Source organism: Brachybacterium sp. GCM10030252 (assembly GCF_042666535.1).
In the GTDB taxonomy this organism is placed as follows: Bacteria; Actinomycetota; Actinomycetes; order Actinomycetales; family Dermabacteraceae; genus Brachybacterium.
On the sequence record NZ_JBHTDM010000004.1, the window covers coordinates 97,467 to 120,111 of the forward strand.

At 71.7% G+C, this 22,645-nt stretch carries 25 protein-coding genes; 13 read left to right on the forward strand and 12 right to left on the reverse strand.

Annotation, left to right across the window (positions count from 1 at the left end):
• Positions 1 to 6: 6 nt before the first annotated feature.
• Positions 7 to 312 carry a helix-turn-helix domain-containing protein gene (locus ACFQRJ_RS02175; RefSeq protein ID WP_377016565.1) on the forward strand — a complete coding sequence of 102 codons (306 nt, stop codon included), beginning with the start codon at positions 7 to 9 and terminating at the stop codon, positions 310 to 312.
• On the opposite strand, the gene ACFQRJ_RS02180 is transcribed toward ACFQRJ_RS02175, so the two are convergent.
• Genes ACFQRJ_RS02180 through ACFQRJ_RS02210 form a run of 7 tightly spaced genes read right to left on the reverse strand, consistent with a single transcriptional unit; the run spans position 309 to position 6,350 of the window.
• Positions 309 to 980 (reverse strand): endonuclease III domain-containing protein, encoded by a 672-nt coding sequence (locus tag ACFQRJ_RS02180; protein ID WP_377016567.1) that lies wholly within the window; start codon positions 978 to 980, stop codon positions 309 to 311. The two genes, ACFQRJ_RS02175 and ACFQRJ_RS02180, sit on opposite strands and share 4 nt — an antisense overlap.
• On the reverse strand, positions 977 to 2,122 hold the full coding sequence (locus tag ACFQRJ_RS02185) for a cation diffusion facilitator family transporter (RefSeq protein WP_377016569.1): 1,146 nt from the start codon (positions 2,120 to 2,122) through the stop codon (positions 977 to 979). Before ACFQRJ_RS02185 ends, ACFQRJ_RS02180 begins: the two co-directional genes overlap by 4 nt.
• Positions 2,119 to 3,189 (reverse strand): sulfate/molybdate ABC transporter ATP-binding protein, encoded by a 1,071-nt coding sequence (locus ACFQRJ_RS02190; protein ID WP_377016571.1) that lies wholly within the window; start codon positions 3,187 to 3,189, stop codon positions 2,119 to 2,121. Before ACFQRJ_RS02190 ends, ACFQRJ_RS02185 begins: the two co-directional genes overlap by 4 nt.
• Complete coding sequence (locus ACFQRJ_RS02195; protein ID WP_377016573.1) at positions 3,186 to 4,019, reverse strand: ABC transporter permease; 834 nt, start codon at positions 4,017 to 4,019, stop codon at positions 3,186 to 3,188. The genes ACFQRJ_RS02190 and ACFQRJ_RS02195 overlap by 4 nt, the downstream gene beginning before the upstream one ends.
• 6 nt (positions 4,020 to 4,025) lie before the next feature.
• Entirely contained in the window at positions 4,026 to 4,790 is a 765-nt protein-coding gene (gene modA, locus ACFQRJ_RS02200) for a molybdate ABC transporter substrate-binding protein (RefSeq protein ID WP_377016575.1), read from the reverse strand.
• Positions 4,787 to 5,197: a molybdopterin-binding protein gene (locus tag ACFQRJ_RS02205; protein ID WP_377016577.1), complete on the reverse strand. Its 411-nt coding sequence runs from the start codon at positions 5,195 to 5,197 to the stop codon at positions 4,787 to 4,789. The genes modA and ACFQRJ_RS02205 overlap by 4 nt, the downstream gene beginning before the upstream one ends.
• A gap of 55 nt (positions 5,198 to 5,252) precedes the next feature.
• On the reverse strand, positions 5,253 to 6,350 hold the full coding sequence (locus ACFQRJ_RS02210) for a YeiH family protein (protein WP_377016579.1): 1,098 nt from the start codon (positions 6,348 to 6,350) through the stop codon (positions 5,253 to 5,255).
• 70 nt (positions 6,351 to 6,420) lie between these two features.
• Between ACFQRJ_RS02210 and ACFQRJ_RS02215 the strand changes: the two genes are divergently transcribed.
• Together ACFQRJ_RS02215 and ACFQRJ_RS02220 are read left to right on the forward strand one after the other, a co-directional pair.
• Positions 6,421 to 7,359 (forward strand): LysR substrate-binding domain-containing protein, encoded by a 939-nt coding sequence (locus tag ACFQRJ_RS02215; RefSeq protein WP_377016581.1) that lies wholly within the window; start codon positions 6,421 to 6,423, stop codon positions 7,357 to 7,359.
• Positions 7,356 to 7,832 (forward strand): GNAT family N-acetyltransferase, encoded by a 477-nt coding sequence (locus ACFQRJ_RS02220; protein WP_377016583.1) that lies wholly within the window; start codon positions 7,356 to 7,358, stop codon positions 7,830 to 7,832. The genes ACFQRJ_RS02215 and ACFQRJ_RS02220 overlap by 4 nt, the downstream gene beginning before the upstream one ends.
• Here the strand turns inward: ACFQRJ_RS02220 and ACFQRJ_RS02225 are convergent.
• Positions 7,829 to 8,896 (reverse strand): glycoside hydrolase family 76 protein, encoded by a 1,068-nt coding sequence (locus ACFQRJ_RS02225; protein ID WP_377016585.1) that lies wholly within the window; start codon positions 8,894 to 8,896, stop codon positions 7,829 to 7,831. The genes ACFQRJ_RS02220 and ACFQRJ_RS02225 overlap by 4 nt on opposite strands.
• A 161-nt stretch (positions 8,897 to 9,057) precedes the next feature.
• On the opposite strand from ACFQRJ_RS02225, the gene ACFQRJ_RS02230 reads away from it, so the two are divergent.
• Complete coding sequence (locus ACFQRJ_RS02230; protein WP_377016587.1) at positions 9,058 to 9,480, forward strand: VOC family protein; 423 nt, start codon at positions 9,058 to 9,060, stop codon at positions 9,478 to 9,480.
• Between the two features lie 6 nt (positions 9,481 to 9,486).
• On the opposite strand, the gene ACFQRJ_RS02235 is transcribed toward ACFQRJ_RS02230, so the two are convergent.
• From ACFQRJ_RS02235 to ACFQRJ_RS02245, 3 genes are all read right to left on the reverse strand, one after another.
• Complete coding sequence (locus ACFQRJ_RS02235) at positions 9,487 to 9,822, reverse strand: hypothetical protein (protein WP_377016589.1); 336 nt, start codon at positions 9,820 to 9,822, stop codon at positions 9,487 to 9,489.
• Between the two features lie 60 nt (positions 9,823 to 9,882).
• Positions 9,883 to 10,353: a hemerythrin domain-containing protein gene (locus tag ACFQRJ_RS02240; RefSeq protein WP_377016591.1), complete on the reverse strand. Its 471-nt coding sequence runs from the start codon at positions 10,351 to 10,353 to the stop codon at positions 9,883 to 9,885.
• 185 nt (positions 10,354 to 10,538) lie between these two features.
• Entirely contained in the window at positions 10,539 to 10,943 is a 405-nt protein-coding gene (locus ACFQRJ_RS02245) for a RidA family protein (RefSeq protein ID WP_377016593.1), read from the reverse strand.
• A gap of 208 nt (positions 10,944 to 11,151) precedes the next feature.
• Between ACFQRJ_RS02245 and ACFQRJ_RS02250 the strand changes: the two genes are divergently transcribed.
• The 9 genes from ACFQRJ_RS02250 (at position 11,152) to ACFQRJ_RS02290 (ending at position 21,644) form a co-directional block, all read left to right on the forward strand.
• Positions 11,152 to 12,444, forward strand: coding sequence for an alanine racemase (locus ACFQRJ_RS02250; RefSeq protein WP_377016595.1), 1,293 nt, complete (start codon positions 11,152 to 11,154; stop codon positions 12,442 to 12,444).
• Positions 12,441 to 14,081, forward strand: coding sequence for an amidohydrolase family protein (locus tag ACFQRJ_RS02255; protein ID WP_377016597.1), 1,641 nt, complete (start codon positions 12,441 to 12,443; stop codon positions 14,079 to 14,081). Before ACFQRJ_RS02250 ends, ACFQRJ_RS02255 begins: the two co-directional genes overlap by 4 nt.
• Before the next feature lie 49 nt (positions 14,082 to 14,130).
• A complete protein-coding gene (locus tag ACFQRJ_RS02260; RefSeq protein ID WP_377016599.1) occupies positions 14,131 to 15,132 on the forward strand; it encodes an NYN domain-containing protein in 1,002 nt (333 codons plus the stop codon).
• 247 nt (positions 15,133 to 15,379) lie between these two features.
• Positions 15,380 to 16,255 (forward strand): formate/nitrite transporter family protein, encoded by an 876-nt coding sequence (locus tag ACFQRJ_RS02265; RefSeq protein ID WP_377016601.1) that lies wholly within the window; start codon positions 15,380 to 15,382, stop codon positions 16,253 to 16,255.
• Positions 16,252 to 18,813 carry a nitrite reductase large subunit NirB gene (gene nirB, locus ACFQRJ_RS02270; protein ID WP_377016603.1) on the forward strand — a complete coding sequence of 854 codons (2,562 nt, stop codon included), beginning with the start codon at positions 16,252 to 16,254 and terminating at the stop codon, positions 18,811 to 18,813. Before ACFQRJ_RS02265 ends, nirB begins: the two co-directional genes overlap by 4 nt.
• Positions 18,810 to 19,277 carry a nitrite reductase small subunit NirD gene (gene nirD / locus ACFQRJ_RS02275; RefSeq protein WP_377016605.1) on the forward strand — a complete coding sequence of 156 codons (468 nt, stop codon included), beginning with the start codon at positions 18,810 to 18,812 and terminating at the stop codon, positions 19,275 to 19,277. Before nirB ends, nirD begins: the two co-directional genes overlap by 4 nt.
• On the forward strand, positions 19,274 to 20,059 hold the full coding sequence (cobA, locus tag ACFQRJ_RS02280; RefSeq protein ID WP_377016607.1) for a uroporphyrinogen-III C-methyltransferase: 786 nt from the start codon (positions 19,274 to 19,276) through the stop codon (positions 20,057 to 20,059). The genes nirD and cobA overlap by 4 nt, the downstream gene beginning before the upstream one ends.
• Entirely contained in the window at positions 20,056 to 20,916 is an 861-nt protein-coding gene (locus tag ACFQRJ_RS02285) for a uroporphyrinogen-III synthase (RefSeq protein ID WP_377016609.1), read from the forward strand. Before cobA ends, ACFQRJ_RS02285 begins: the two co-directional genes overlap by 4 nt.
• A complete protein-coding gene (locus ACFQRJ_RS02290) occupies positions 20,913 to 21,644 on the forward strand; it encodes a sirohydrochlorin chelatase (protein WP_377016611.1) in 732 nt (243 codons plus the stop codon). The genes ACFQRJ_RS02285 and ACFQRJ_RS02290 overlap by 4 nt, the downstream gene beginning before the upstream one ends.
• A gap of 136 nt (positions 21,645 to 21,780) precedes the next feature.
• Here the strand turns inward: ACFQRJ_RS02290 and ACFQRJ_RS02295 are convergent, their stop codons facing one another.
• Positions 21,781 to 22,620, reverse strand: a complete 840-nt coding sequence (locus tag ACFQRJ_RS02295) for an aldo/keto reductase (protein ID WP_377016613.1) — start codon at positions 22,618 to 22,620, stop codon at positions 21,781 to 21,783.
• Positions 22,621 to 22,645: the final 25 nt, after the last annotated feature.

Below are 22,645 nucleotides of genomic sequence, written 5' to 3' on the forward strand. Positions count from 1 at the left end.
CGGGACATGGTCAGACTTCCCCTCACCCCCGCAGAGGTCGCCCGTGGAGAGCGCCTGGGGTCGCTCCTGCGCCGTGCGCGCGGCAATCGGCCGCTCCTCGAGACGGCACTGGAAGCCGGTCTCTCCCCGGAGACCCTGCGGAAGATCGAGTCGGGACGTGTCGCCACGCCGGCCTTCTCGACGATCGCCTCCATCGCGCATGTCCTGAGTCTGTCTCTCGATGAGATCTGGGCAGAGATCAGCGCATCCGATCAGGAGACTGCGGACGATGGGAGCGCGCGGGCCGACTCTGATCACCGGATGGCCTCCTAGGCGGACGCGCCTGCCTGCACTCCGCGCCGGGCGGGAGAGGCCTTGCCCTCCTCGACGATGAGCCCGTGCAGCTCGGCGAGCTCGGGAACGCTGAATCGCGCGCGGTCGAGAGCCGGGGCGAGCCGGCGGCGGAAGGCCCGGTACGAGCCGGGCACCGCATGGCCGCGCAGAGTGAGGAGCCGTCTGGCGTACTCATCGCAGATGAACGCCGGCCGGCTGAAGCAGTACAGGGCGATCGCGTCGGCCGTCTCCTCGCCGATGCCCTCGACCGCGAGCAGCTCGGTGCGCAGGTCGCCATCGCTGAGCTCGGACGCCGTGGGGCCTCGCTCGAGCGTCCACCGCGCGAGCGCCAGCAGCCGCCCCGGTTTGGTGCTGGCGAACCCCGAGCCGCGCACGAGGTCCCGGATACGATCCTCGTCGGCCGCGGCGAGCTGGCCGGGCTCCAGCAGGCCGGCACCGCGCAGGTTCGCGATCGACGCGGCCGCCTGCTCCCATCGGCTGCGTTGGACCAGGACCGCGCCGACGGCGATCTCGAAGGGCTCCTCTCCCGGCCACCATGCTCCGAGCGGCCCGTGCGCCTCCAGCAGGTCGCGCTGGAGCGCCCGCAGATCCGCCTCGGCCAGCGGGAGCAGCGCTCCGGGCGAGGCGGCGGCCGGCGCGCGGCTCACCGCGCCGTGTACCAGTCCGGCAGAGGTTCGGGGGCCAGCCGCTGCGTGTCACCGGGCCGGGTGAGGGTGAGCACGGCCCGCATCACCACCGGATGACTCTCCAGCTCTTCCTCGATCGCCTGGATCCGTCGCTGCAGCTCCGATTCGCGCACGTCGCCGACGACGTCGACCGAGGCGACGACGAAGAGCTTGTTCGCCCCCACCCACTCGGTGTGCAGGAAGCTGACGGACTGGATGTCGCGGTGGTGGACGAGATGGTCGAGCACCTCGTGGCGGGCCAGCGGTGAGCCGCCCTCGCCGGAGAGGAAGTCGCTGTTGCGCATGATCAGCAGGACCGCCACGACGCCCAGCAGCAGGCCCACCAGGATCGACCCGATCGCATCCCACACCGCCTGCCCGGTGATCTGGTGCAGGGCGATGCCCGCAGCGGCGATCACCAGCCCCAGCAGCGCGCACGAGTCCTCCGAGAACACGGCTCGCAGCATCGGGTCCGAGGTGGTGCGGATGTAGCGCAGCGGCTTGATGCCGCGCTCCCTGGCCCCGCGGACGGCCTGGCGCGTCGCCTGGAGGAACGAGACCCCCTCGAAGACGAACGAGACCGCGAGCACGACGTAGGCCCACGTGTACGTGGCCTCCTCGCTCGGGGCGCCGAGCTCCTGGATGCCGTGCCATACGGACACGCCGGCACCGACCGCGAACAGCCCGATCGCCGCGAACATCGACCACACGTATCCGGCGCGGCCGTAGCCCAGCGGATGCGAGCGGTCGGGGGCGCGGCGGGAGCGGCGCTCGCCGATCATGAGGAACACCTGGTTGCCGGTGTCCGCCCACGAGTGCGCCGCCTCGGCGAGCATCGAGGCGGAGCCGGTGAGGATCGAGACCACCGTCTTGGCGATCGCGATGAGGAAGTTCGCGCAGAACGCGATCAGAACGGTCAGGCCGCTCTCGCCGCCGCCACCGGACGGCTCGGCCGGGCTGCCGTCGCCGGCGGCTTCGATCCCGCCACCGTTGCCGGTGCTCCGGTCAGTCCGACCCTGTGCGTCGTCCCGCTCCTGTGCGTCGTCCCGACCCGGCGAGCTGCCGGGGCGCTGTCCGGAGCCGGTTCCCGTGGTGCCCGTCGCCGTCGTGTTCTCGTCGCTCACGGCCCCATTGTGCGCCGCGCGGGGTAGATGGTCACATCCTCGGGCGCGACCCGCGGGTGGACCCGACTGCCCGGGCGGATTGCCGATTCGGCCACGACCTGCGGTGACAGGTCCGCGGCGAGGTCCTCGGTGCGCACTCGCACGAGATCGCCGTGCGGTTCGAGGGCGACGACCGAGCGTTCGGCCATGGCCGCCGCGCCCGCGCTCGCGGGGGCCGAGCCGAGCTCGACCGCACTGGGGCGGAAGACGGCGTGGACCGCGTCGCCCGGCCTCGCCCCACCGCGCAGACCGCCGGCGAGCCTGTCGTGCCCCGGCAGTGCCACGGCCGTGCCGTCCCAGGTGCCGTGCAGCAGATTGAGCCCGGCGAAGCGGGCCGCGAAGGCGCTGCGCGGCAGCGTGAGGACCTCCATCGTCGGCCCCTGCTCGCGGACATGGCCGTCCACGATGACGGCGGTGGTATCGGCCAGAGTCATCGCGTCGAGCGCGTCATGGCTGACCACGAGCGCGCTGCGATCGGCGAGAAATCTGCGCAGCAGTTCGCGCAGGCCGGGGGAGACATCCACGTCGAGGGCGGAGAGCGGCTCGTCCAGCAGCAGCAGACGCGGCCGCGCGGCCAGCGCCCGGGCGATCGCCGCGCGCTGCGCCTGCCCGCCGGAGAGCTGGTGGGGCCGCCGCTGCGCGAGCTCCTGAAGACCCACGTCCTCCAGCCGACGCCGAGTCTCGGCCCGCGCTGCCGCGCGGGGCACACCGAGGCTGCGGAGGGCGAACAGGATGTTCCCGGCCACGGTGAGATGCGGGAACAGGACCGGATCCTGCGTGAGGGTCGTGACGTGGCGGGAGTGCGGAGGCACCCAGGCGCGTGCGCGCCCGTCGGTCACATCGGCGAGCACGCGGCCGTCGAGCTCGACCCGTCCGGTGCGGGGTCGCAGCGTCCCGGCGATCACGCCCAGCACACTGGACTTGCCGGCACCGTTGGGACCGACCAGCGCGGAGGTCTCCCCGGCCGGCAGCTCCAGGGCGAGATCGAGCCCGCGCTCGGGCATGGTCACCCGTACCGACAGACTCATGCGGCGGCCCGCCGCCGGGCGATGGCGATGACCATCACGGCGACGATCATCAGCACGAAGGACAGCGCCACAGCGGCATCCGGATCGCTCTCGCGCTGGAGGTAGATCTCCAGCGGCAGCGTGCGCGTGGTGCCCTGCAGGCTGCCGGCGACGGTGATCGTGGCGCCGAACTCGCCGAGCGCCCGCGCGAAGGACAGCACCGTGCCCGAGGCCAGGCTCGGCAGCATCAGCGGCAGCGTCACCCGCAGCAGCACTCTGCTGGGCCGGGCGCCGAGCGAGGCGGCGGCCGCCTCGTACCGCGTACCTGCGGTGCGCAGCGCCCCCTCGAGGCTGATGACGAGGAAGGGCAGCGCGACGAAGGTCTGCGCGAGCACCACGGCGGCGGTGGAGAAGTCGACCTGGATGCCCAGGACCTCGAGGTGCCGCCCGATCAGTCCCTGGCGACCGACGGTGTACAGCAGGGCGATGCCGCTGACCACCGGCGGCAGGACCAGGGGGATCAGCACGAGGGAGCGCAGCAGCGAGATGCCGGGAGCACGGGCACGGGCGAGAAGCAGAGCCATCGGCACCCCGAGCACCACGCACGCGGCGGCGCTGGTGGCCGCGGTCTGCAGGCTGAGGCGCAGCGCAGCCAGGGAGGACTCGCTGGTGATCAGCGCCCAGAAGCTGGACCACTCGACCCGGGTCGACATCGCGACCAGGGGCAGCAGCACGAACAGGGCACCGATCAGAGCAGGGACCAGCACCCAACGGGGCAGTGCGGAGCCGGGAGCGGGCGTGGCCGAGACCGTGCCGGTCCTAGGGCGTGAGGGCGCGGGGCGTGAGGACATCGCAGCTCACGCACCGGCGAAGCCATAGCTGCTCAGGACCGTCCGGCCGTCCTCGCCGAGCACCAGATCGATGAACTCCTCGCCGAGATCGGGATGGGCCGTACCGGGGACAGCCGTGATCGGATATGTGTTCACCGCGCTCGCCGCCTCGGGGAAGGTGATCCCCTCCACGGCGTCTCCTGCCTTCTGCACGTCGGTGACATAGACCAGGCCGGCGCCGGCCTCGCCGCTGGTGACCTTGCCCAGCACGTCGGTGACGCTCTGCTCCTCGCTGACCGGGGAGAAGTCCAGACCCGCCGCGTCCTGGACCTTCTCGGCCGCGGCGCCGCAGGGTACTTCCGGCGCGCACACGACCAGGCGCACCCCGTCGCCGGTGAGTGAGGAGAGGTCCGTGATCCCCGCGGGATTGCCGGGCGGGACGGCGATCATCAGCGTGTTCGTCGCGAAATCGGTGGGTTCGGCGTCCTCGAGCTTGTCCATGTTCGCGGTGTCGGCCGAGGCGAACACGTCGGCAGGGGCGCCTTCGCGGATCTGGGCGGCCAGCGTGGAGGATCCGGCGACGCTGAGCGCGACGTCGACGTCATCATGGGCGGCTTCGAACTGTGCTGCGAGCTCCTCGAACGGCTCCTGGAGCGAGGCGGCCGCATACACGGTGAGGGTGGTGGGGTCCTCGGAGCTCGCGCAGCCCGTCGCACCGAGGCCCAGAGCCAGGCCGGCGATGGCGGCGAGCAGACCTCGCCGCGCCGGAGCACTGATCGCGGGCGAGATCATGCCGACGTGCCCGCGTCGGTCGTCTCGATGATCACCTGCGTGGCCTTCACCGACGCGGTGGCGACCTTTCCCGGTTCCAGCCCGAGATCACGGGCGGCCTCGCTGCTCATCAGCGAGACCACGCGGAAGGGGCCGCACTGCAGTTCGACCTGTGCCATGACGGTGTCCATGACGACGTCGGTCACGAGGCCGACGAATCGGTTGCGCGCCGAGGAGCGCACGCCGTCGTCCATCTCGGGACCGACCGCGAGCTCGCGCGCCAGGCGAGCGACGTCCACGCCCTCGAGCACCTTGCGCCCGGCAGCGTCCGTGGTCGCGGTGAGGGTGCCCCGCTCGATCCGGCGCCGGACGGTGTCCTCGCTGACTCCCAGGAACATGGCAGCCTCTCGAACCCGCATCTGCGTCATGAACGCCAGTATAGGGGCGCAGATGCGGCCCTTGCTGGCAGGCCGGTTCCGGAGGTCAGGCCACGATCAGGACTCCGGCCAGCGCGATCGACGCGACGACGAGGGTGGACAGCGCCGCCAGTGCGAACGGGCGCAGGCCGACCCGGACGAGCCGACGCACCGACACCCCGCACCCGAGGGCGAACATCGCCGCGGCCAGCAGGATCGTCTGCAGCACGGACCCTGCCTCGAGAACGACCACCGGAAGGGGCACGAACGAGCCCAGCAGCACCATCGCCAGGAATCCGAGCACGAACACCGGCACCAGCGGCGGGCGCTTCGCAGTGGGCGGGACACCTCCGGGGCCGGCTGCGGGGCCGCCTCCGGGATCCGCGGCGTCGCGTGCATCGAGCCCGGCGGTCGCTCGGGCGGCCGCGCCGACGCGCCGCCGCTGCCGCATACCGAGCACCGCCATCACCGGTGCGAGCATCAGGACGCGGGCCAGCTTGACCACGACGGCGACCGCGAGCGCGCCTCCGCCGAGCACTCCGCCGGCCGCCACCACCTGAGCGATCTCATGGATCGAGCCGCCGGCCCACAGGCCGGAGGTCATGGGCCCGAGCCCCAGCACCGCCGAGGCCGCAGGGACCAGGCCGATCATCAGCGTGCCGAACAGCACCACCAGGGCGATCGCGGTGACCGTGCGTTCCTCGTGCTCGTCCTCCGGATCGGTGACACCCGCCGCGGCAGCGACCGCGGCGGCCCCGCAGATCGAGAAACCGCAGGCGATCAGGAGAGTCAGACCCGGCTCGACCTTCAGCAGCCGTCCCAGTGCCAGCGTCCCGAGCATGCCGCCGCCCACGACGGACATCACCACGAGCAGCATCGGGGCGCCCAGGGCGAGGATGTCCCCGAGCACGAGCTGCAGGCCGAGCAGCACGATCCCCGCCCGGAGCAGCACCTTCGCGGAGAAGTCCAGACCCGGCTTGACGCTGGCGGGCAGGTTCGTCGTATTGGCGACGACGATCCCGGCGAGGATCGCCAGGATCAGGGCGCTCACGCCGGGCAGAGAAGCGGCCGCCACCGCGGCGGCGACCGCGACGAGCAGGCACAGCGCCACCCCCGGCATCAGCCCGCGAGGCACCGCGGCAACGGTGAGGGCAGGCGCGGACATGCCAGGACTCTTCCACGGTGCCGGCACGCTCGGTAGAGGGCGCATGACCAGCAGGGCATATCATGGAGATATGTCCGAGCCTCTGCCCAACCTGCAGGCCCTGGCTCTGTTCGTCGCCGTCGTCGACGAGGGCGGGCTCGGCGCGGGCGCCCGGAAGCTGGGCATGTACCAGTCCAATGCGAGCCGGACCATCGTGACCCTGGAGAGACAGGCCGGCACAGCGCTGCTGGACCGGAATCCCCGCGGCTCCCGCCCGACCTCCGCCGGGCTGCTCTATGCCGCTCACGCTCGCGACCTCCTGGAGTCGGCCGAGGCGTTCAGCGCCTGGCTGCGCCACAGCCGGGACGAGAACACGCTCGACCTCCACGTCGGGGCGAGCATGACGATCGCGGAGAACCTGATGCCGGCCTGGCTGACCGACCTGCGCCGCTCCAGCCCTCGCGTCCGCGCGGAGCTGGAGGTTCTCAATTCCGCCCAGGTGCTCGAGGAGATCCGCGACGGCCGGCTGCAGCTGGGCTTCATCGAGACCCCGCACGTTCCCCGCTCGGTCCACGCCCTCGCCCTGCGGGAGGACGAGCTCGTCGTCGTGGTCGCTCCCGACCACCCATGGGCCCGCAGGGATGAGCCGCTGGGGCTCGATGAGCTCGCCGCGACCCCGCTCGTCGTGCGCGAAGGCGGCTCCGGCACCCGGGACGCCTTCGAGGAGCTGGTCCCGTCGGCCGCCGGCACACCACCCGTTCAGGAGCTCGGCAGCAATGCCGCCGTGCGGATCGCGGTGGCCTCGGGCGCTGGACCGGCGGTGATCAGCATGCTGGCCGTCCGCTCGCAGCTCGAGGCGGGGCAGCTGGCGCGGGTTCCGGTGCGGGGACAGAGCCTGCGGCGGCCGTTGACGGCGGTGTGGACGGGTCCGCGCCGGCTCAGCGGCCCGGCGGCGGAACTCGTCGCCGTGGCATCCCGCGAGGTGCGCGCGGGGGCAGGTCGCGCTGAGTCGGGGAGCGCGGACTCATGACGCCGACGATCGTGGACGCGGACCTCTCCGATCCGCGTCTGGTCCGCTTCCTCCAGCAGCACCTCGAGGACATGGCCGACACCGCCCCGGACGAGAGCCGGCACGCACTTAATCTCTCTGCCCTGACCGCGCCGACGGTGCGGCTGTGGGTCGCCGAGGTCGGGTCGGCGCCGGCCGGGACGGTCGCGCTGTCCCGACTCGAGCCCGACCATGTGGAGCTCAAGAGCATGCGTACCGACCCGGCCCTGCGCGGACGAGGCATCGCGACGGCACTGCTGGAGCACGTGATGGTCGAGGCCCGGCGATGGGGCGCGGCCCGTATCTCGCTGGAGACCGGTTCGGCGGAGTTCTTCGCCCCGGCCCGGGCGCTGTATGCCCGTCACGGGTTCCGCGAATGCCCGCCGTTCGGTGCCTATGTCGCCGATCCCCACAGCGTGTTCATGACCCGCGATCTTCCCGGACCGCGGAACTAGGCGACGCGCGCCTCGATCCGCCACCGCTGCTCGAGGGCCTTCATCGCACTGAGCTGCGTGGAGTAGTGGATGGGGCCGTCCTCGCGCAGGGTCCAGTCGTTGCCGGCTCGCAGCAGCTCGTCCTCGCGCCGAGCCGAGGCGACCAGCGCATCGGTGCCGCGGCGCACGAAGTCCTCGAAGGCGCGCCGATCGTCGTCCGCCTCGGGCAGCGCCTCGATGAGCAGCCCCAGGTACCGGTAGAAGATTCCCTTGAACAGGCCCTCGTCGCCGCCATTGCCCTCGGCGCGGAACACGGAGCCGTCGCTGAGCTCAGCGATGGCCGTACGGGCCGTGCGCCGGGCCCGCACCAGGTAGTCGCCCTCGCCGGTGCGGCGGAACCACTCCACGCAGGCGCCGAGGTAGAGGCCCTGGTTGTAGGTGAAGCGCCACTGCACGTCGATCCGTCCGTCGCCCGCACGGTTGATGCCGTCCTCGACGAAGCCGTCCTCCGCCACCAGGGTGCGCTCCCACCAGTCCATGGCAGTCCCCGCGTAGGCGGCCAGCTGGGCATCCCGGGCGGGGATCCGTGCGGCGAGCCGGAGCGCCAGGATGATCAGCGGGCCGTTGGCGGGGGAGTTCTTGTAGTCCAGCTGCTGCTTGCGCCAGGCCAGGCTCTCCCCGAGGGTGTCGTTCCAGCCGTGCTCGATCACGTGGTCGACGAGGAACTCGGCGTCGGTCAGATCCTGCTGGTTCCCGGTGGCGTCGAACAACCGCACCAGTGCGAGCGCGAACCACAGCATGTCGTCGAAGTAGTCGTTGACCAGCGATCCCCCGTTGCGGGCGACGATCTCGTCGCGCACGTCTCGGGCCGCCTCGGTCCAGCGGTGGTCCCCGGTGCGCTCGTACGCGTCCAGACGGCAGTCCATGACGTGGGCCAGCCACCAGTAGTTGAAGGTGTCCCCGCCGATGCTGCCGGCGGGATGAGCATTCTCGAGGTGGCCGGGACGATCAGTGCCGAAGAGCCGGTCGAGGCTGCTCTGCGCGAGCTGGGCGTGGTCGTTCCAGACTGCAGTGTCCGTGATCATGGGCCACGATCGTAGAGACATTCCGGCCCCCGCGCGCTGACGTTCCGCGAACGCGTCCCCGCGGGAACGCCCGATGGGGTCAGGGCCGTGGTGCTCGCCGGCAGGAGCCGCGTGCCGGCCGACCTCTTGAGCGTCCCGTGGCCGCTTCCTACGCTGTGGCGATGAGCAGCTTCGTCTCGCACACCTCCGTCGACTGCGCCGACGCCTATGCCCTCTCCGGATTCTGGAAGCAGGTCCTCGGCTACGAGGACGATCCCGAGGATCCCCGTGAGCCCGGAGACGAGGGGTGCGTGATCCGCGATCCCGAGTCCGGGCACACGGTGCTGTTCCTCGAGGTGCCGGAGTCCAAGACCGTCAAGAACAGAATGCACTTCGATCTGCGTCCACGGGAGGGGACCCGTGACGCGGAGCTCGAGCGCCTGCGCGGGATCGGAGCTGTCGAGATCGCCGACCACCGCGGGAAGTACGGACCGGGCAGCGGGTGGGTCGTTCTCGCGGACCCCGAGGGCAATGAGTTCTGCATCCTGCGATCCGAGGCGGAGGTCGCCGCGATGCAGGGCTCATCCTCGAACGGCGACGGGTGAGCGCCCCTACTCGCCTTCCTGCGGCGCCTCGTCGCTGAGCGGATGCAGCGGCGGCAGGGTGGGGATCGCGGGTTCGACGGGGCAGGCGTCATGGGATGCCGTCGCGGACGGCGGCCGGAAGTCGGCCTGCCCTTCCTCGTCACGCTGTTGCTCGCTCATGTCGTACGGACTCTTCTCCGTGGCGTGCTCCATTGCTCTATCCTCCCCGGAAATCCTGGAAACGCAATCAACGCGGCCGATGCGGGCGTGGCGAAGCGCCGCGCCGCGCCGCGCCCGGGCGTCATGGCGCGCCCGGGCGCCCCGCCGCGCCCGGGCGTCATCGAGCCGCAGGAGCCACACCATGCCGATCCTCCTCAACACGGGCGACCTCACCGTCCACCGTCGCCGGCAGGGGCTGCGGATTCACAGCGGCCCCAGCACCGTTGAGCGTTCCGCATCGAGCTCCAGTGCGGAGAGCACGGAGAGCAGCTGACGCTCCTCGTAGCGGAAGTGGCTCTCCATGATCGCCGCGATCCCTTCGAGATGCCGGTCCAGCTCGGGGGCGGGCGCCCCGCGGCCGACGGCGTCCTGGAGGCCGACGACCAGGTGCGCGATCATCGAGTGGTCCTGCTGCAGGTAGCGCAGGGTCTCGCCGAGCTCCGGATGTGCCTCCGCGATGGCGGGGAACAGCCGGCGGTCCTCACCCTCGTGATGCGCGGTCAGCGCCGTGCAGAATCCGTGGCAGAACAGCAGCAGATCGCGTGTGGCCGGCTCGGCGTCGGCCCCGTCGGCCAGAGCGTCCCGGGTGAGGCTCAGCGCCTCCCGCAGACGCGCATGCACGCGGCGCAGTTCATGGTTCCAGGCGATGAGCCTGGCGTTCTCGCCCTCAGTCACAGAAGGACGAAGGGTGCGACGTCATCATCGTCGAACTCCTTCGTGATCCGGCGCCTCCATGCCTGACACGGTCTGCCACCGGCACGCGACGCTCGCCCCAGCCTATCGGCGAACCCCGCAGGGCGGAACCGGGTCCGCAGATGCGAGGGACCGACCCCGCGACGTGGCGTCGGCCGCCGAAGGCATCACGCCGTGACGGCGAACGCGTCGATCTCGACCAGCATCTCCTCGCGCGGCAGACCGGTGAACACCGTGGTGCGCGCGGGCAGGACGCCCGAGGCGCAGCGGTTGCCGACGAACTCGCCGTAGGCCTCGTTCATCGCCGCGAAGTCCTCGCGCCGGGTGAGGTAGACGCGCAGCATCATGACGTCGTCGAACCCCGCGCCGCCGGCGGCCAGGATCGCCTCGATGTTGCTCAGAGTGCGAGTGGTCTGGGCGGCGACGTCCCCGGCATGGATGTAGTCACCGGTGGCCGGATCGACCGGGCCCTGACCGGAGACCTGCAGGAACGGGCCGCGCTGTACGCCCTGCGAGAAGGTGTGCGCGGGAGCGGGGGCGTCCGCGGTGGCGACGGCGCGACGGTCGGTCATGGAAGTCCTTCGGTCGGTTGGCGTGGTCGCCTCGAGCGTAGCGTCACGGACGGATCTGCTCCGGCGCGGCCGCCCCGCGATACTGGAGCAGCACGCGACGGCGCGAGAGACCGGATGCGCAGCGCAGCACTGATGCGCACGCGCACGACCGGCGAGCAGCCCACGACTGACGAGCAGCTCAGGAACGATGAGCACGGAGGAGCACGGTATGGACGAGCTGAAAGCCGCACCGCTGGGGATGGACGCCGCCGGATTCGACCGGCTCCTGGCCGAGCACCCGACCCTGGAGGCGCTCCCCACCCCGCTGGTCACCCTCAGCGAGTCCGCGATCGAGCACAACCTCGCGACCATGGCCGAATGGTGCTCCGCGGCCGGCGTCGACCTGGCACCGCACGGCAAGACCACCATGAGCCGCACCCTGTGGCAGCGCCAGCTGGAGGCCGGGGCCTGGGGGATCACCGTCGCCACGCCCTGGCAGGCCGCCGTCGCCCTGGAGTGGGACATCCCCCGCGTGCTGCTGGCCAACGCACTGGTCCAGCCCGGGGCCCTGCGTGCCCTCGCCCCGCACGCCGCCCGCCTGAGCGTCTGGAGCGACTCGCGGCGCGGGATCGAGATCATGGACGAGGCGCTCACGACAGCGGGTGCGGCCGCGCCGCTGTCCGTCCTCATCGAACTCGGTGGCACCGGCGGCCGCACCGGCGTGCGCACCGTGGAGGAGGGCCTCGACCTCGCTCGCGCCGTGGCCGCTTCGCCGGTGCTGCGGCTGGCCGGAGTCGGCGGCTACGAAGGGGCGTTCGCGCACGCCGCGGACGATGCCTCGCTGCACCGGGTCCGGGAGTACCTCGAGGATCTCGGTCGTCTGCACGACCGCATCGCCGAGGACGGCCTCTATCCGACCGACGGCGATCTCCTGCTGACCGCCGGGGGCAGCGCCTACTTCGACGACGTCGCCCGGGTGCTCGGCCCCCGCCACGACCCGCAGGGCTCCCGCGGCCCGGCGACCCGGGTGCTGCTGCGCTCGGGCGCCTACGTGATCCACGATGACGGCTTCTACCGCGGCATCAGTCCCCTCGCACGCGGCGGGGAGCTACTCGACGCCGCCGAGGCGACGAGCACGACGATGCGTCGGCCGGACCGGTTCCGCTCGGCCATGCACGGCTGGGCGAGCGTCGTCTCCCTCCCGGAGCCGGGCCTGGCCCTGGTCGACGCCGGCAAGCGGGACTTCTCCTTCGACGAGGGGCTGCCCGAGCCTCAGGCCGTTCGCCGTCTCGGGCGGGCCGACGTCGAGCGGCTCGAGGGCGCCCGGTGCACCGCGATGAACGACCAGCACACGTTCGTCGACCTGCCGGACGGCCACGACGTGCGGGTCGGCGACGTGATCCGGTTCGGCCTCTCCCATCCGTGCACCGTCCTGGACAAGTGGCGGGGACTGGTCCTCATCGATGACGACGGTGCCGAGGCGCCCCGGGCGACCGGACTGCTGGAGACCACCTTCGGATGACACCCCACGCCGCTCCCGAGATCCTCCTCCGCGGTGCCCTGATCCTCGACGGCAGCGGCGCCGCCCCGGGGACCGCCGACGTGCTGCTGCGCGACGGCGTGATCGCAGCCGTCAGCGGCTGCCTCGAGACGCCGGGCGCTCGCCGACTGGATTCCCCCGGGGCCCGTCGGATCGAGGCCGACGGTCTCGCTCTCGCGCCGGGCTTCATCGACATGCACGCCCACTCCGATCTCGCGGTGCTGGCCGACGGGGACCATCTCGCCAAGACCCTCCAAGGGGTGACCACCGAGGTCATCGGCCAGGACGGGCTCTCCTACGCGCCGGTGACCGACGAGACGATGACGATCATCCGCCAGCAGATCGCCGGTTGGAACGGGGAGCCGGCCGAGCTCGACTTCGCCTGGCGCAGCGTGGGCGAGTACCTCGAGGAGATCGACTCTCGCGGCGTCGCGACCCACGTCGCCTACCTGCTGCCCCAGGGAACCATCCGCATGAACGTGGTCGGCACCGAGAACCGTGCCGCCACCGCGGACGAACTCGCGCAGATGCGCGAGCAGGTCGCCCGCGGCATGGCCGAGGGCGCATTCGGCCTCTCCTCGGGGCTGACCTACGTGCCCGGCATGTTCGCCTCCACCGATGAGCTGGTGGCCCTGTGCGAGGTGGTCGCCGGCCACGGCGGGTACTACAGCCCTCATCAGCGCTCCTACGGTGCGGGAGCGCTGGCCGCCTACCAGGAGATGGTCGAGATCGGGGCCCGATCCGGATGCCCTGTGCATCTGACCCACGCCACCATGAACTTCCCGGAGAACCGCGGCCGGGCCGGGGAGCTGCTGAGCCTGGTCGACCAGGCCATCGCCCGCGGCGTCGACATCACCCTGGACTCGTATCCCTACCTGCCCGGATCGACGACGCTGTCGGCGCTGCTGCCCAGCCGCGCCGCCACGGGAGGGGTCGAGGCCACCCTGGAGCGGCTCACGGACCCGGACGAACGCGACCTGATCGCCCACCAGGTCGAAGTGCTCGGCAGCGACGGGTGCCACGGCGTCCCGGTCGACTGGACCGGCATCGAGATCGCCGGAGTGCGCCACGATCACCTCCGCGACCGCGTGGGCCGGACGATCGCCGACCTCGCCGCCACGGAGCACCGGCCCCCGGCGGACGTCTTCTTTGATCTGCTGATCCAGGACCGGCTGGGCACCAGCATCCTCCAGCACGTGGGCGACGAGGAGAATGTGCGCACCGTGATGCGCCACGCCCGTCACATGGGCGGCAGCGACGGCATCCTCGTCGGCGACAAACCCCATCCTCGGGGAGCCGGCACCTTCGCCCGGTACCTCGGCCACTACGTGCGTGAGCAGGGCGTGCTCTCGCTCGCCGAGGCCGTCGTCCACCTGTGTGCACGCCCCGCGCAGCGGCTCGGGCTGCGCGACCGCGGCACGATCGCCGAGGGAAAGGTCGCCGACCTGGTGCTGTTCGACCCCGCGACCATCGCCGACCGCGCCACCTTCGACCAGCCCCGGCTCGCCCCGACCGGGATCCACGAGGTCCTCAGCGAAGGGATCCCGGTGGTCACCGAGGGCGTGCGCACCGATGCCCGTCCCGGCCGCGCGCTGCGCGGGCCGGCGTGGCGTCGCTGAGCTGGCTCGGGTGGCGTCGCTGAGCGGACCGACCAGGCAGACTGGGGGCATGGCAGAACCACAAGAGCCCCGCGTCGCCGTCTACCTCGACTTCGACAACATCGTCATGTCCTGGTACGACCGTGTCCACGGTCGCAATGCGTACAGCCGGGACCGCCAGCGGCTCGCCGAGGACCCCAGCGAGCCCGAGCTCGCCGAACGGCTGGGCAAGGCCACCGTCGACGTGGGCGCGATCATCGACTACGCCGCCTCGTTCGGCACCCTCATGCTCACCCGCGCCTATGCCGACTGGTCCGCCCCCGTCAACGCCGAGTACCGCTCCCAGCTGGTCTCCCGGGCCGTGGACCTCGTCCAGCTCTTCCCGGCCGCGGCGTACGCGAAGAACGGGGCCGACATCCGCCTGGCCGTCGACACCGTCGAGGACATGTTCCGCATCCCGGACCTCACCCACGTGGTCATCGTCGCCGGGGACTCGGACTACGTCCCCCTGGCCCAGCGCTGCCGTCGGCTGGGCCGGTACGTCATCGGGATGGGGGTGGCCGGATCGACCGCCAAGTCTCTCGCCGCGGCCTGCGACGAGTTCGAGTCCTACGACAACCTCCCCGGCATCGAGCGCCCGGAGCCGGCGCCCGCGTCCCGGTCGCGCCGCGGACAGGGAAGCGGCAAGGGCAAGGGCAGGTCCGGGGCCAGCTCCGGAGCGTCCACGGATCGTGACGCCGCGGCAGCCTCCGGTCAGGCACCGGCCCCGGCCGCCGAGGCGCCGGCGGCCGCATCCGGCACCGCCGATGCGGAGGACGAGGTCGTCGAACTTACCGAGGATCCACAGGAGGCGGCGACCCGCCTGCTCCAGCGCGCCCTGCAGCTGGGGGACCGCGGGGACAGCGAGTGGCTGCACAGCTCCGCGGTCAAGACGCACATGCGTCGCATGGACCCCTCCTTCAGCGAGAAAGCACTCGGCTTCCGCTCCTTCTCCGACTTCCTCAAGGCCAACTCGGACATCGCCGTGCTGGAGGAGACAGGCCACGAACGCCTGGTCCGGGCCAAGGACTGAGCGGGAGGAGCTCGATACCGCGACAGTTGTCGGAACGGGCGCTGGATGAGGTCACGTCCGGCGGTATCGACCGCGGGAGGTCTCATCGTGGCTCGCTCGGCGGGGCCGGACGGGAATGAGACCGGGGGTCACGGAAACGTAACGGGCGCTGACGGCTGCATGGGCTGACGCGCCCCCGTCTTACGTTGGCCGCATCGCCGGGCGCTGCTCGGCGGGCCCCAGCCCACTGCGCCCCTTGGAGGCAGCCATGGACTACGTCAAGCCGTCCGACCTGGTCACACGCCTGGTCGATGCCGGAGCCAGCAAGATCGGGATGTCTGCCCGGGAAACCCTCGTGCGCGCCGTCATGGGCGGTGCGATCCTCGGGCTCGCCGCGGCCTTCGCCGTGACCGTCTCGACCCAGACCGGCCAGCCCCTGCTCGGGGCGATCCTCTTCCCGGTCGGGTTCATCATGCTCTATCTGATGGGCTTCGACCTGCTGACGGGTGTGTTCACCCTGACCCCGCTGGCGCTGCTGGACCGCCGCCCCGGCGTCACCGTCGGCGGCGTGATGCGCACCTGGGGGCTGGTCTTCGTCGGCAACTTCATCGGTGCATTCGCCGTCGCCGTCCTGATGGCCATCTACTTCACGTACGGCTTCTCCTCCGCACCCAACGAGGTGGGGCTCGCCATCGGCGAGATCGGCCACGGCCGCACCGTCGGCTATGCCGATCACGGCGCCGCCGGCATGCTGACCCTGTTCGTGCGCGGCGTGCTGTGCAACTGGATGGTCTCCACGGGCGTCGTCGCAGCCTTCATGTCCGACAGCATGATCGCCAAGATCGCCGGCATGTGGATGCCCGTGATGCTCTTCTTCTACATGGGCTTCGAGCACTCCATCGTGAACATGTTCCTGTTCCCCTCGGGCCTGCTGCTGGGCGCGGACTTCACGCTCATGGACTACCTGCTGTGGAACGAGATCCCGACGGTCGTGGGCAACCTGGTCGGGGGCCTGGCCTTCGTCGGCCTCCCGCTGTACCTGGCCCACCGGCGCAAGGCCGCCGCCGCGGAACCGGTGATCCCCGTGACCGCGGGCGAGACCGAGGGGACGACCGAGCCCGAGCTGGTCGGTGCGACCCGATGACCGCCCGCATCCTCGTCATCGGCGCGGGCATGGTGGCCCACCGCCTCGCGGACAGCCTCAGCGCCCGGGCCGACGCCGCGTACACCCTGACCATCCTCGGCGACGAAGGCCGCCACCCCTACGACCGTGTGGGCCTGACCCGCTTCTTCGACGGGGAGGACGCCGACGCTCTCTCCCTGGAACGCACCGTGCTCGAGGATCCTCGGATCACGCTGGTCGCGGGCGATCCGGCCGAGCACATCGATCGTGACCGGCGCAGCGTGGGCACCCGCTCCGGCGAGGAGTTCGGGTACGACCACCTGGTCCTGGCGACCGGCTCCTATGCCGCCCGCCCTCCGGTCGACGGCGCCGAGCAGCCCGGCTGCTTCGTCTACCGCACGCTCGACGACGTCGAGCAGCTGCGCGACCACGTCCGGCGCCGGGCCCGTGAACTCGGTCGTCCGGTGCGAGGCACCGTCATCGGCGGCGGCCTGCTCGGCCTCGAAGCCGCCGGAGCCCTGCAGGGGATGGACGCCGAGCCCACGGTGATCCAGTCCAGCGACCGGCTGATGTCCGCCCAGCTCGATCTGCCCGCCGGGGCCTCCCTGCGCCGGCTCATCGAGAAGCGCGGCATCGGCGTGCGCACCGGGGCTCGCACCACCCGGGTCCTGGCCGGGGACGACGGCGAGGTGCGCGGCGTGGAGTTCAAGGACGGCACCGCGATGGAGGCCGACGTCGTCATCTTCACCGTCGGCGTCCGCCCGCGCGACGAACTGGCCCGGTCCGCCGGCCTGACCTGCGCCGAGCGCGGCGGCGTCGAGATCGACGCCGCCTGCCGCACCAGCGATCCCGCCATCATGGCGATCGGTGAGGTCGCCTCCTACCAGGGCATGTGCGTGGGCCTGGTCGCCCCCGGGTATGCGATGGCCGAGGTCGCCGCCGACCGGATCCTGGGCGGGGACGCCACCTTCGGCGGGTACGACCTCTCGACCAAGCTCAAGCTCTCCGGCGTGGATGTCGCGAGCTTCGGTGACGCCTTCGCCACCACTCCCGGAGCACTCGATGTGGTCTATGCGGACCCGGTCAGCGGCGTTCACAAGAAGCTCGTCCTCTCCGACGACGCCAAGACGCTGCTGGGCGGCATGCTCGTCGGCGACGCCTCTGCCTACGGCTCGCTGCGGCCCCTGGTCGGCGGAGCCCTCGGCGGTGATCCCGCCGCCTACCTGATGCCCGAGGGCGGGGTCCCCACTCCCAAGGGCGAGATGCCCGATGAGGCCGTGGTCTGCTCCTGTGCGAATGTCAGCGCCGGCCGCATCCGGGAGGCCGTGCACGAGGAGGGCTGCACCGACGTGGCCGGCATCAAGGGCTGCACCCGTGCCGGTGCCACCTGCGGCTCCTGCGTGGTCATGATCAAGGGCCTCGTCGGCGGCGAGCTGACGAAGATGGGCAAGGCCGTCTCGAACGCCATGTGCGAGCACTTCGAGATGTCGCGTCGGCAGCTCTTCGACGCGGTGCACGTCTCGGGCCTGGACACCTTCAGCGCGATCATCGAGCGCTTCGGCACCGGGCGCGGCTGCGACACCTGCAAGCCGGCCATCGCCAGCATCCTCTCGGTCCTCACCGGCAAGCACGTCCTGGACGGAGAGAATGCCACCCTGCAGGACACCAACGACCACGTGATGGCGAACATGCAGAAGGACGGGAGCTACTCGGTCGTCCCGCGCATGCCCGGCGGCGAGGTCACCCCCGAGGGGCTCATCGTCATCGGGGAGATCGCCAAGGACTTCGGGCTGTACACGAAGCTCACCGGCGGACAGCGGATCGACATGTTCGGCGCCCGCCTCGACGAGCTGCCGCTGATCTGGCAGCGACTGGTCGACGCCGGGTTCGAATCCGGTCACGCCTACGGCAAGTCCCTGCGCACGGTGAAGTCCTGCGTCGGCTCGACGTGGTGCCGCTACGGCGTGCTCGACTCCGTCGGGATGGCCGTCCAGCTCGAGCTGCGCTATCGCGGGCTGCGCTCCCCGCACAAGCTGAAGGTGGGCGTCTCCGGGTGCGCCCGCGAGTGCGCCGAGGCGCGCGGGAAGGATGTCGGCGTCATCGCCACCGAGACCGGCTGGAACGTCTACGTCGGCGGCAACGGCGGGTTCACCCCGCGGCACGCGGAGCTGCTGGCGGAGGGCCTGGACGACGAGTCCCTGCTGCGCATCATCGACCGGTTCTTCATGTACTACATCCGCACGGCCGACAAGCTCCAGCGCACCGCGCGCTGGATCGAGGACCTCGACGGCGGCATCGAGGGCCTCAAGGAGGTCCTGCTCGAGGACAGCCTGGGCATCTGCGCCGATCTGGACGCGGCGATGGACAAGCACGTGGACGATTACGAGGACGAATGGGCGGCGACCCTGGCCGACCCGGACAAGCTGCGCCGGTTCGGCTCGTTCGTGAACGCGCCCACGACCCCGGACCCGTCCCTCGCCTACACTGCCGAGCGCGGCCAGGCCCGGCCCGCCAGCAGCGAGGAACGCGCATCGGGCGAGGTCCTGATCGCAGGAACACGACTGGAGGTACGGCGATGACCGCACAGACCCTGGACCCCGCGACGACGCCCGGCCAGCCCGGGACGGCCGAGACGCCGGGAACCACCGGTACGCGCGGTGCCTCGGCACACTCCGCGCCGGCACCCGCCGCGCCGGGGGAGTCGGGGTGGCTGCGCATCTGCGCCGTCCGCGACCTCGAGGTGGAGCGGGGCCGCGCGGCGCTCCTGGGGGTCACCCAGGTGGCACTGTTCCTGCTGTCGGACGGCACCGTCCGTGCCGTCTGCAACCGCGATCCGTACAGCAGCGCCTACGTGATGTCCCGTGGCATCGTCGGCTCCCGCGGGCAGACGCCCACCGTGGCCTCCCCGATGTTCAAGCAGGTCTTCGACCTGGACACGGGTGCTTGTCTCGACACGCAGGGCAAGGACCCTGCCGAGCTGCGCACCTGGCCCGCCGAGGTGCGCGACGGCGACGTCTACCTGCTCTGGGAACAGTCCTCATGAGCCCCGGGCACGTCTGGCTGGTGGGCGGCGGGCCGGGACCGGTCGATCTGATGACGGTCCGAGCCCACCGCCTGCTGCAGGAGTCGGACGTCGTCATCGCCGACCGACTCGGCCCCGATATCGGGGCCATCGCCGAGATCAGCTGGTGCGCCGACATCATCGACGTCGGCAAGCAGCCGGGCGCTCATCCCGTCCCGCAGGACGAGATCAACGCCCTGCTGATCGAGCACGCCCGCGAGGGCCGACGGGTGGTGCGACTCAAGGGCGGCGACCCGTTCATCTTCGGCCGGGGCGGCGAGGAGTACGCCGCCTGTTCCGCCGCCGGTGTCCCGGTCGACGTCGTCCCCGGCATCAGCAGCGCGATCGCGGTCCCTCAGGCCGCCGGCATCCCCGCGACCCACCGTGGGACGGCCGCCACGGTCCACGTGGTCACCGGCCACGGTCCGCCCAGCGCCTCCACGCTGGCGGCGCTGGCCGACGACACGGTGACCACGATGGTCCTGATGGGCGTGGCGGGCCTGCCCCGCCTGGTCGGGGCCGCGCTGGAGCACGGAGTGCCCGCCGCCCGCCCCGTCGCCATCGTGGAGAACGGCCACTGCGCGCGGCAGCGCACCACCCGCTCCACCCTCGGTGAGATCGTGGCGCTGGCCCGCAGCGTGGACGTGCAGAGCCCCGCGGTCATCGTGATCGGAGAGGTGGCGCGGGACGGCCTGCTGGATTCGCTGATCGACGAGAAGGGAAAGTCCGCAGTGACTTCCGCACCTGCGCAGGCGGTTCGATGAGCACCGCCCCTCTGCTCTCCCACGCCCTGACGGGGCGCCGGATCGTGATCGCTGTGGATCGCCGTTCGGAGGAGCTCGCCGCCGCCCTGGAGCGCCACGGTGCCTCGGTCGAGGTCGCCCCGGCGATGTCGACCGTTCCGCACATCGACGACGCCTCGCTGCTGGAGCGCACCCGCGAACTGATCGCCCGCCCGCCCCAGGTAGCCGTCGCCCTGACCGGCGTCGGCTTCCGCGGCTGGATCGAAGCCGCAGACGCCGCCGGTCTCGGGGAGGACCTGCGCACTGCGATGAGCGACTCTCTGATCCTGGCCCGCGGTCCGAAGGCACGCGGAGCGGTGCAGCAGGCGGGCCTGACGACCGGCTGGGCCGCCACCTCCGAGGTCAGCGCGGAGGTCGGGGAACGCCTGCTCGAGGAGGACCTCCACGGGAAGCGCGTCGCCGTCCAGCACCACGGCTCGGGCTCCGACGGACTGGACGAGCTGCTGGATCGGCACGGAGCGGACGTGGTGAGCCTGACGGTGTACCGCTGGGGGCCCTCACGGGACCCGGAGGCCGTGGTCCGCTCCGTGATCGCCGCGAGCGCGGGCGAGGTCGACGCCGTGGTCTTCACCGCCGCCCCCGGGGCCTCCCGCTGGCTCGAGGAGGCCGAGCGCGCCGGCGCCCTGGCGGGCATCGCGGAGCAGGCCGCGGCGGGACATCTGACCTTCGCCGCCGTCGGCCCGGTCACCGCGGGGCCGCTCAGAGAACGGGGCCTGCCGGTGCTGATGGCGGAGCGCGGGCGCATGGGCTCTCTCGTGCGCGGCGTGGTCCAGCACTTCGACACCGGATCCGGGACCGCCGGGGAGGAGGACCGATGACCGCGCTGATCGCCTGCTCGCACGGCACCCGCTTCGCCGAGGGTCGCGCCACCGTCTCCGAGATCCTGGACCTGCTCTCGCTGGCCCTTCCCGGGGTGCGGATCGAACCAGCCTTCGTCGACGTGGAACAGCCCGAGGTCGACGACGTCGTGGCGCGCGTCGCCGCCGACGGCCACGCCGTGGTCGTCCCGCTGCTGCTGTCCACCGGCCACCACACCAAGGTCGACATCGGCCGCGCCGTCGCCCCGTACCCCCATGTCGTCTCCGCCGGCACGATGGGGCCGCACGAGCTGCTGGCCCAGGCCCTGCTCCGCCGGCTGGGAGAGCTCCCGGGTGGCGACGCGGGCCGGCGTCCCGGCGACCACATCGTCCTCGCCGCAGCGGGGTCGAGCGATCCCGAGGCCGTGCTGGACGTCGAGCACATGCGCGACCTGCTGGCCGACGAGCTGCCCGCTCCGGTGAGCATCGGCTACGGCGCCGGGGCGAAGCCCCGCATCCCCCGCGCGGTCGCCGCCGCCCGCGAGGGCGGGGCGGACCGCGTCATCGCCGCCAGCTACGTGCTGGCCCCGGGCCACTTCGCGAACCTCGTACTCGCAGCCGGGGCCGACCAGGTCAGCGCGCCCCTGGGCACCGATCCCGCGGTGATCTCCGTGATCGCGCAGCGGTACCGCGCCGCGGCCGCAGCCCTCCGCCACCCGGAGCCGGCGACCTCGGCCATCGGCGCCTGAGAGACGTGTGCGGTGGCCGGCGGTATCTGTCCGGACGGCCGCAGGCCCGGCCCGCTGAGCGGACCGGGCCTGCGAGGCGATCAGGGAGCACCGCGGTGCGGAACCGCAGCAGTGCTCCCGCGCACCGGATCGGGGATCAGTTGAGCTCGAGCGGGTGGGCGCCCACGCGGCCCGAGCCGTCACCGGCGTCGAGGGCGTCGATCGCGGCGATCTCGTCGGCCGTCAGCTCGAAGCCGAACACGTCGAAGTTCTGCTCCATGCGCTCACGGTGCGTGGACTTCGGGAACACGATGAAGCCGCGATCGAGATGCCAGCGGATGACGGCCTGCGCCGGGGTGACGCCGTGCGCCTCGGCGGCGGCGACCACGGCGGGGTTCTCGAACAGCGGGTACTTGCCCTGGCCGAGCGGGCCCCAGGACTCGATGTGCATCCCGTTGGCCGCGCCCCACTCGAGCACGTCACGCTGCTGGAGGGCGGGGTGGAGCTCGATCTGGTCGACCGCGGGGACCTCGCCGGTGTCCTTGACGAGGCGATCGAGGTGCTCGGGCAGATGATTGGACACGCCGATCGAACGGGCCAGGCCCGCGTCGCGGATCTCGATGAGCTTCTGCCACGCGTTGGAGTAGGTGTCCTTCTCCGGGGTGGGCCAGTGGGTGAGGTAGAGATCGACGTAGTCGAGTCCGAGCTTCTCGAGGCTCTCGCGGATCGCGTCGTGCGGGGCCTCGCCGGCCTGACGGTCGTTCCACAGCTTGGTGGTCACGAACAGCTCGTCGCGCGGGATGCCGCTCTTGGCGATCGCGGCGCCGACGCCTTCCTCATTGCCGTAGATGGCGGCGGTGTCGATGTGGCGGTATCCGACCTCGAGAGCAGTGCTCACGGCCTCTTCGGCCTCGGCCGGCGGGACCAGGAAGACACCGAAACCCAGCTGGGGGATGGCGTGACCGGAGTTCAGGGTGATGGTGGGAACAGTAGTCATGAGGCTCAGCGTAAGGACCCGTAAT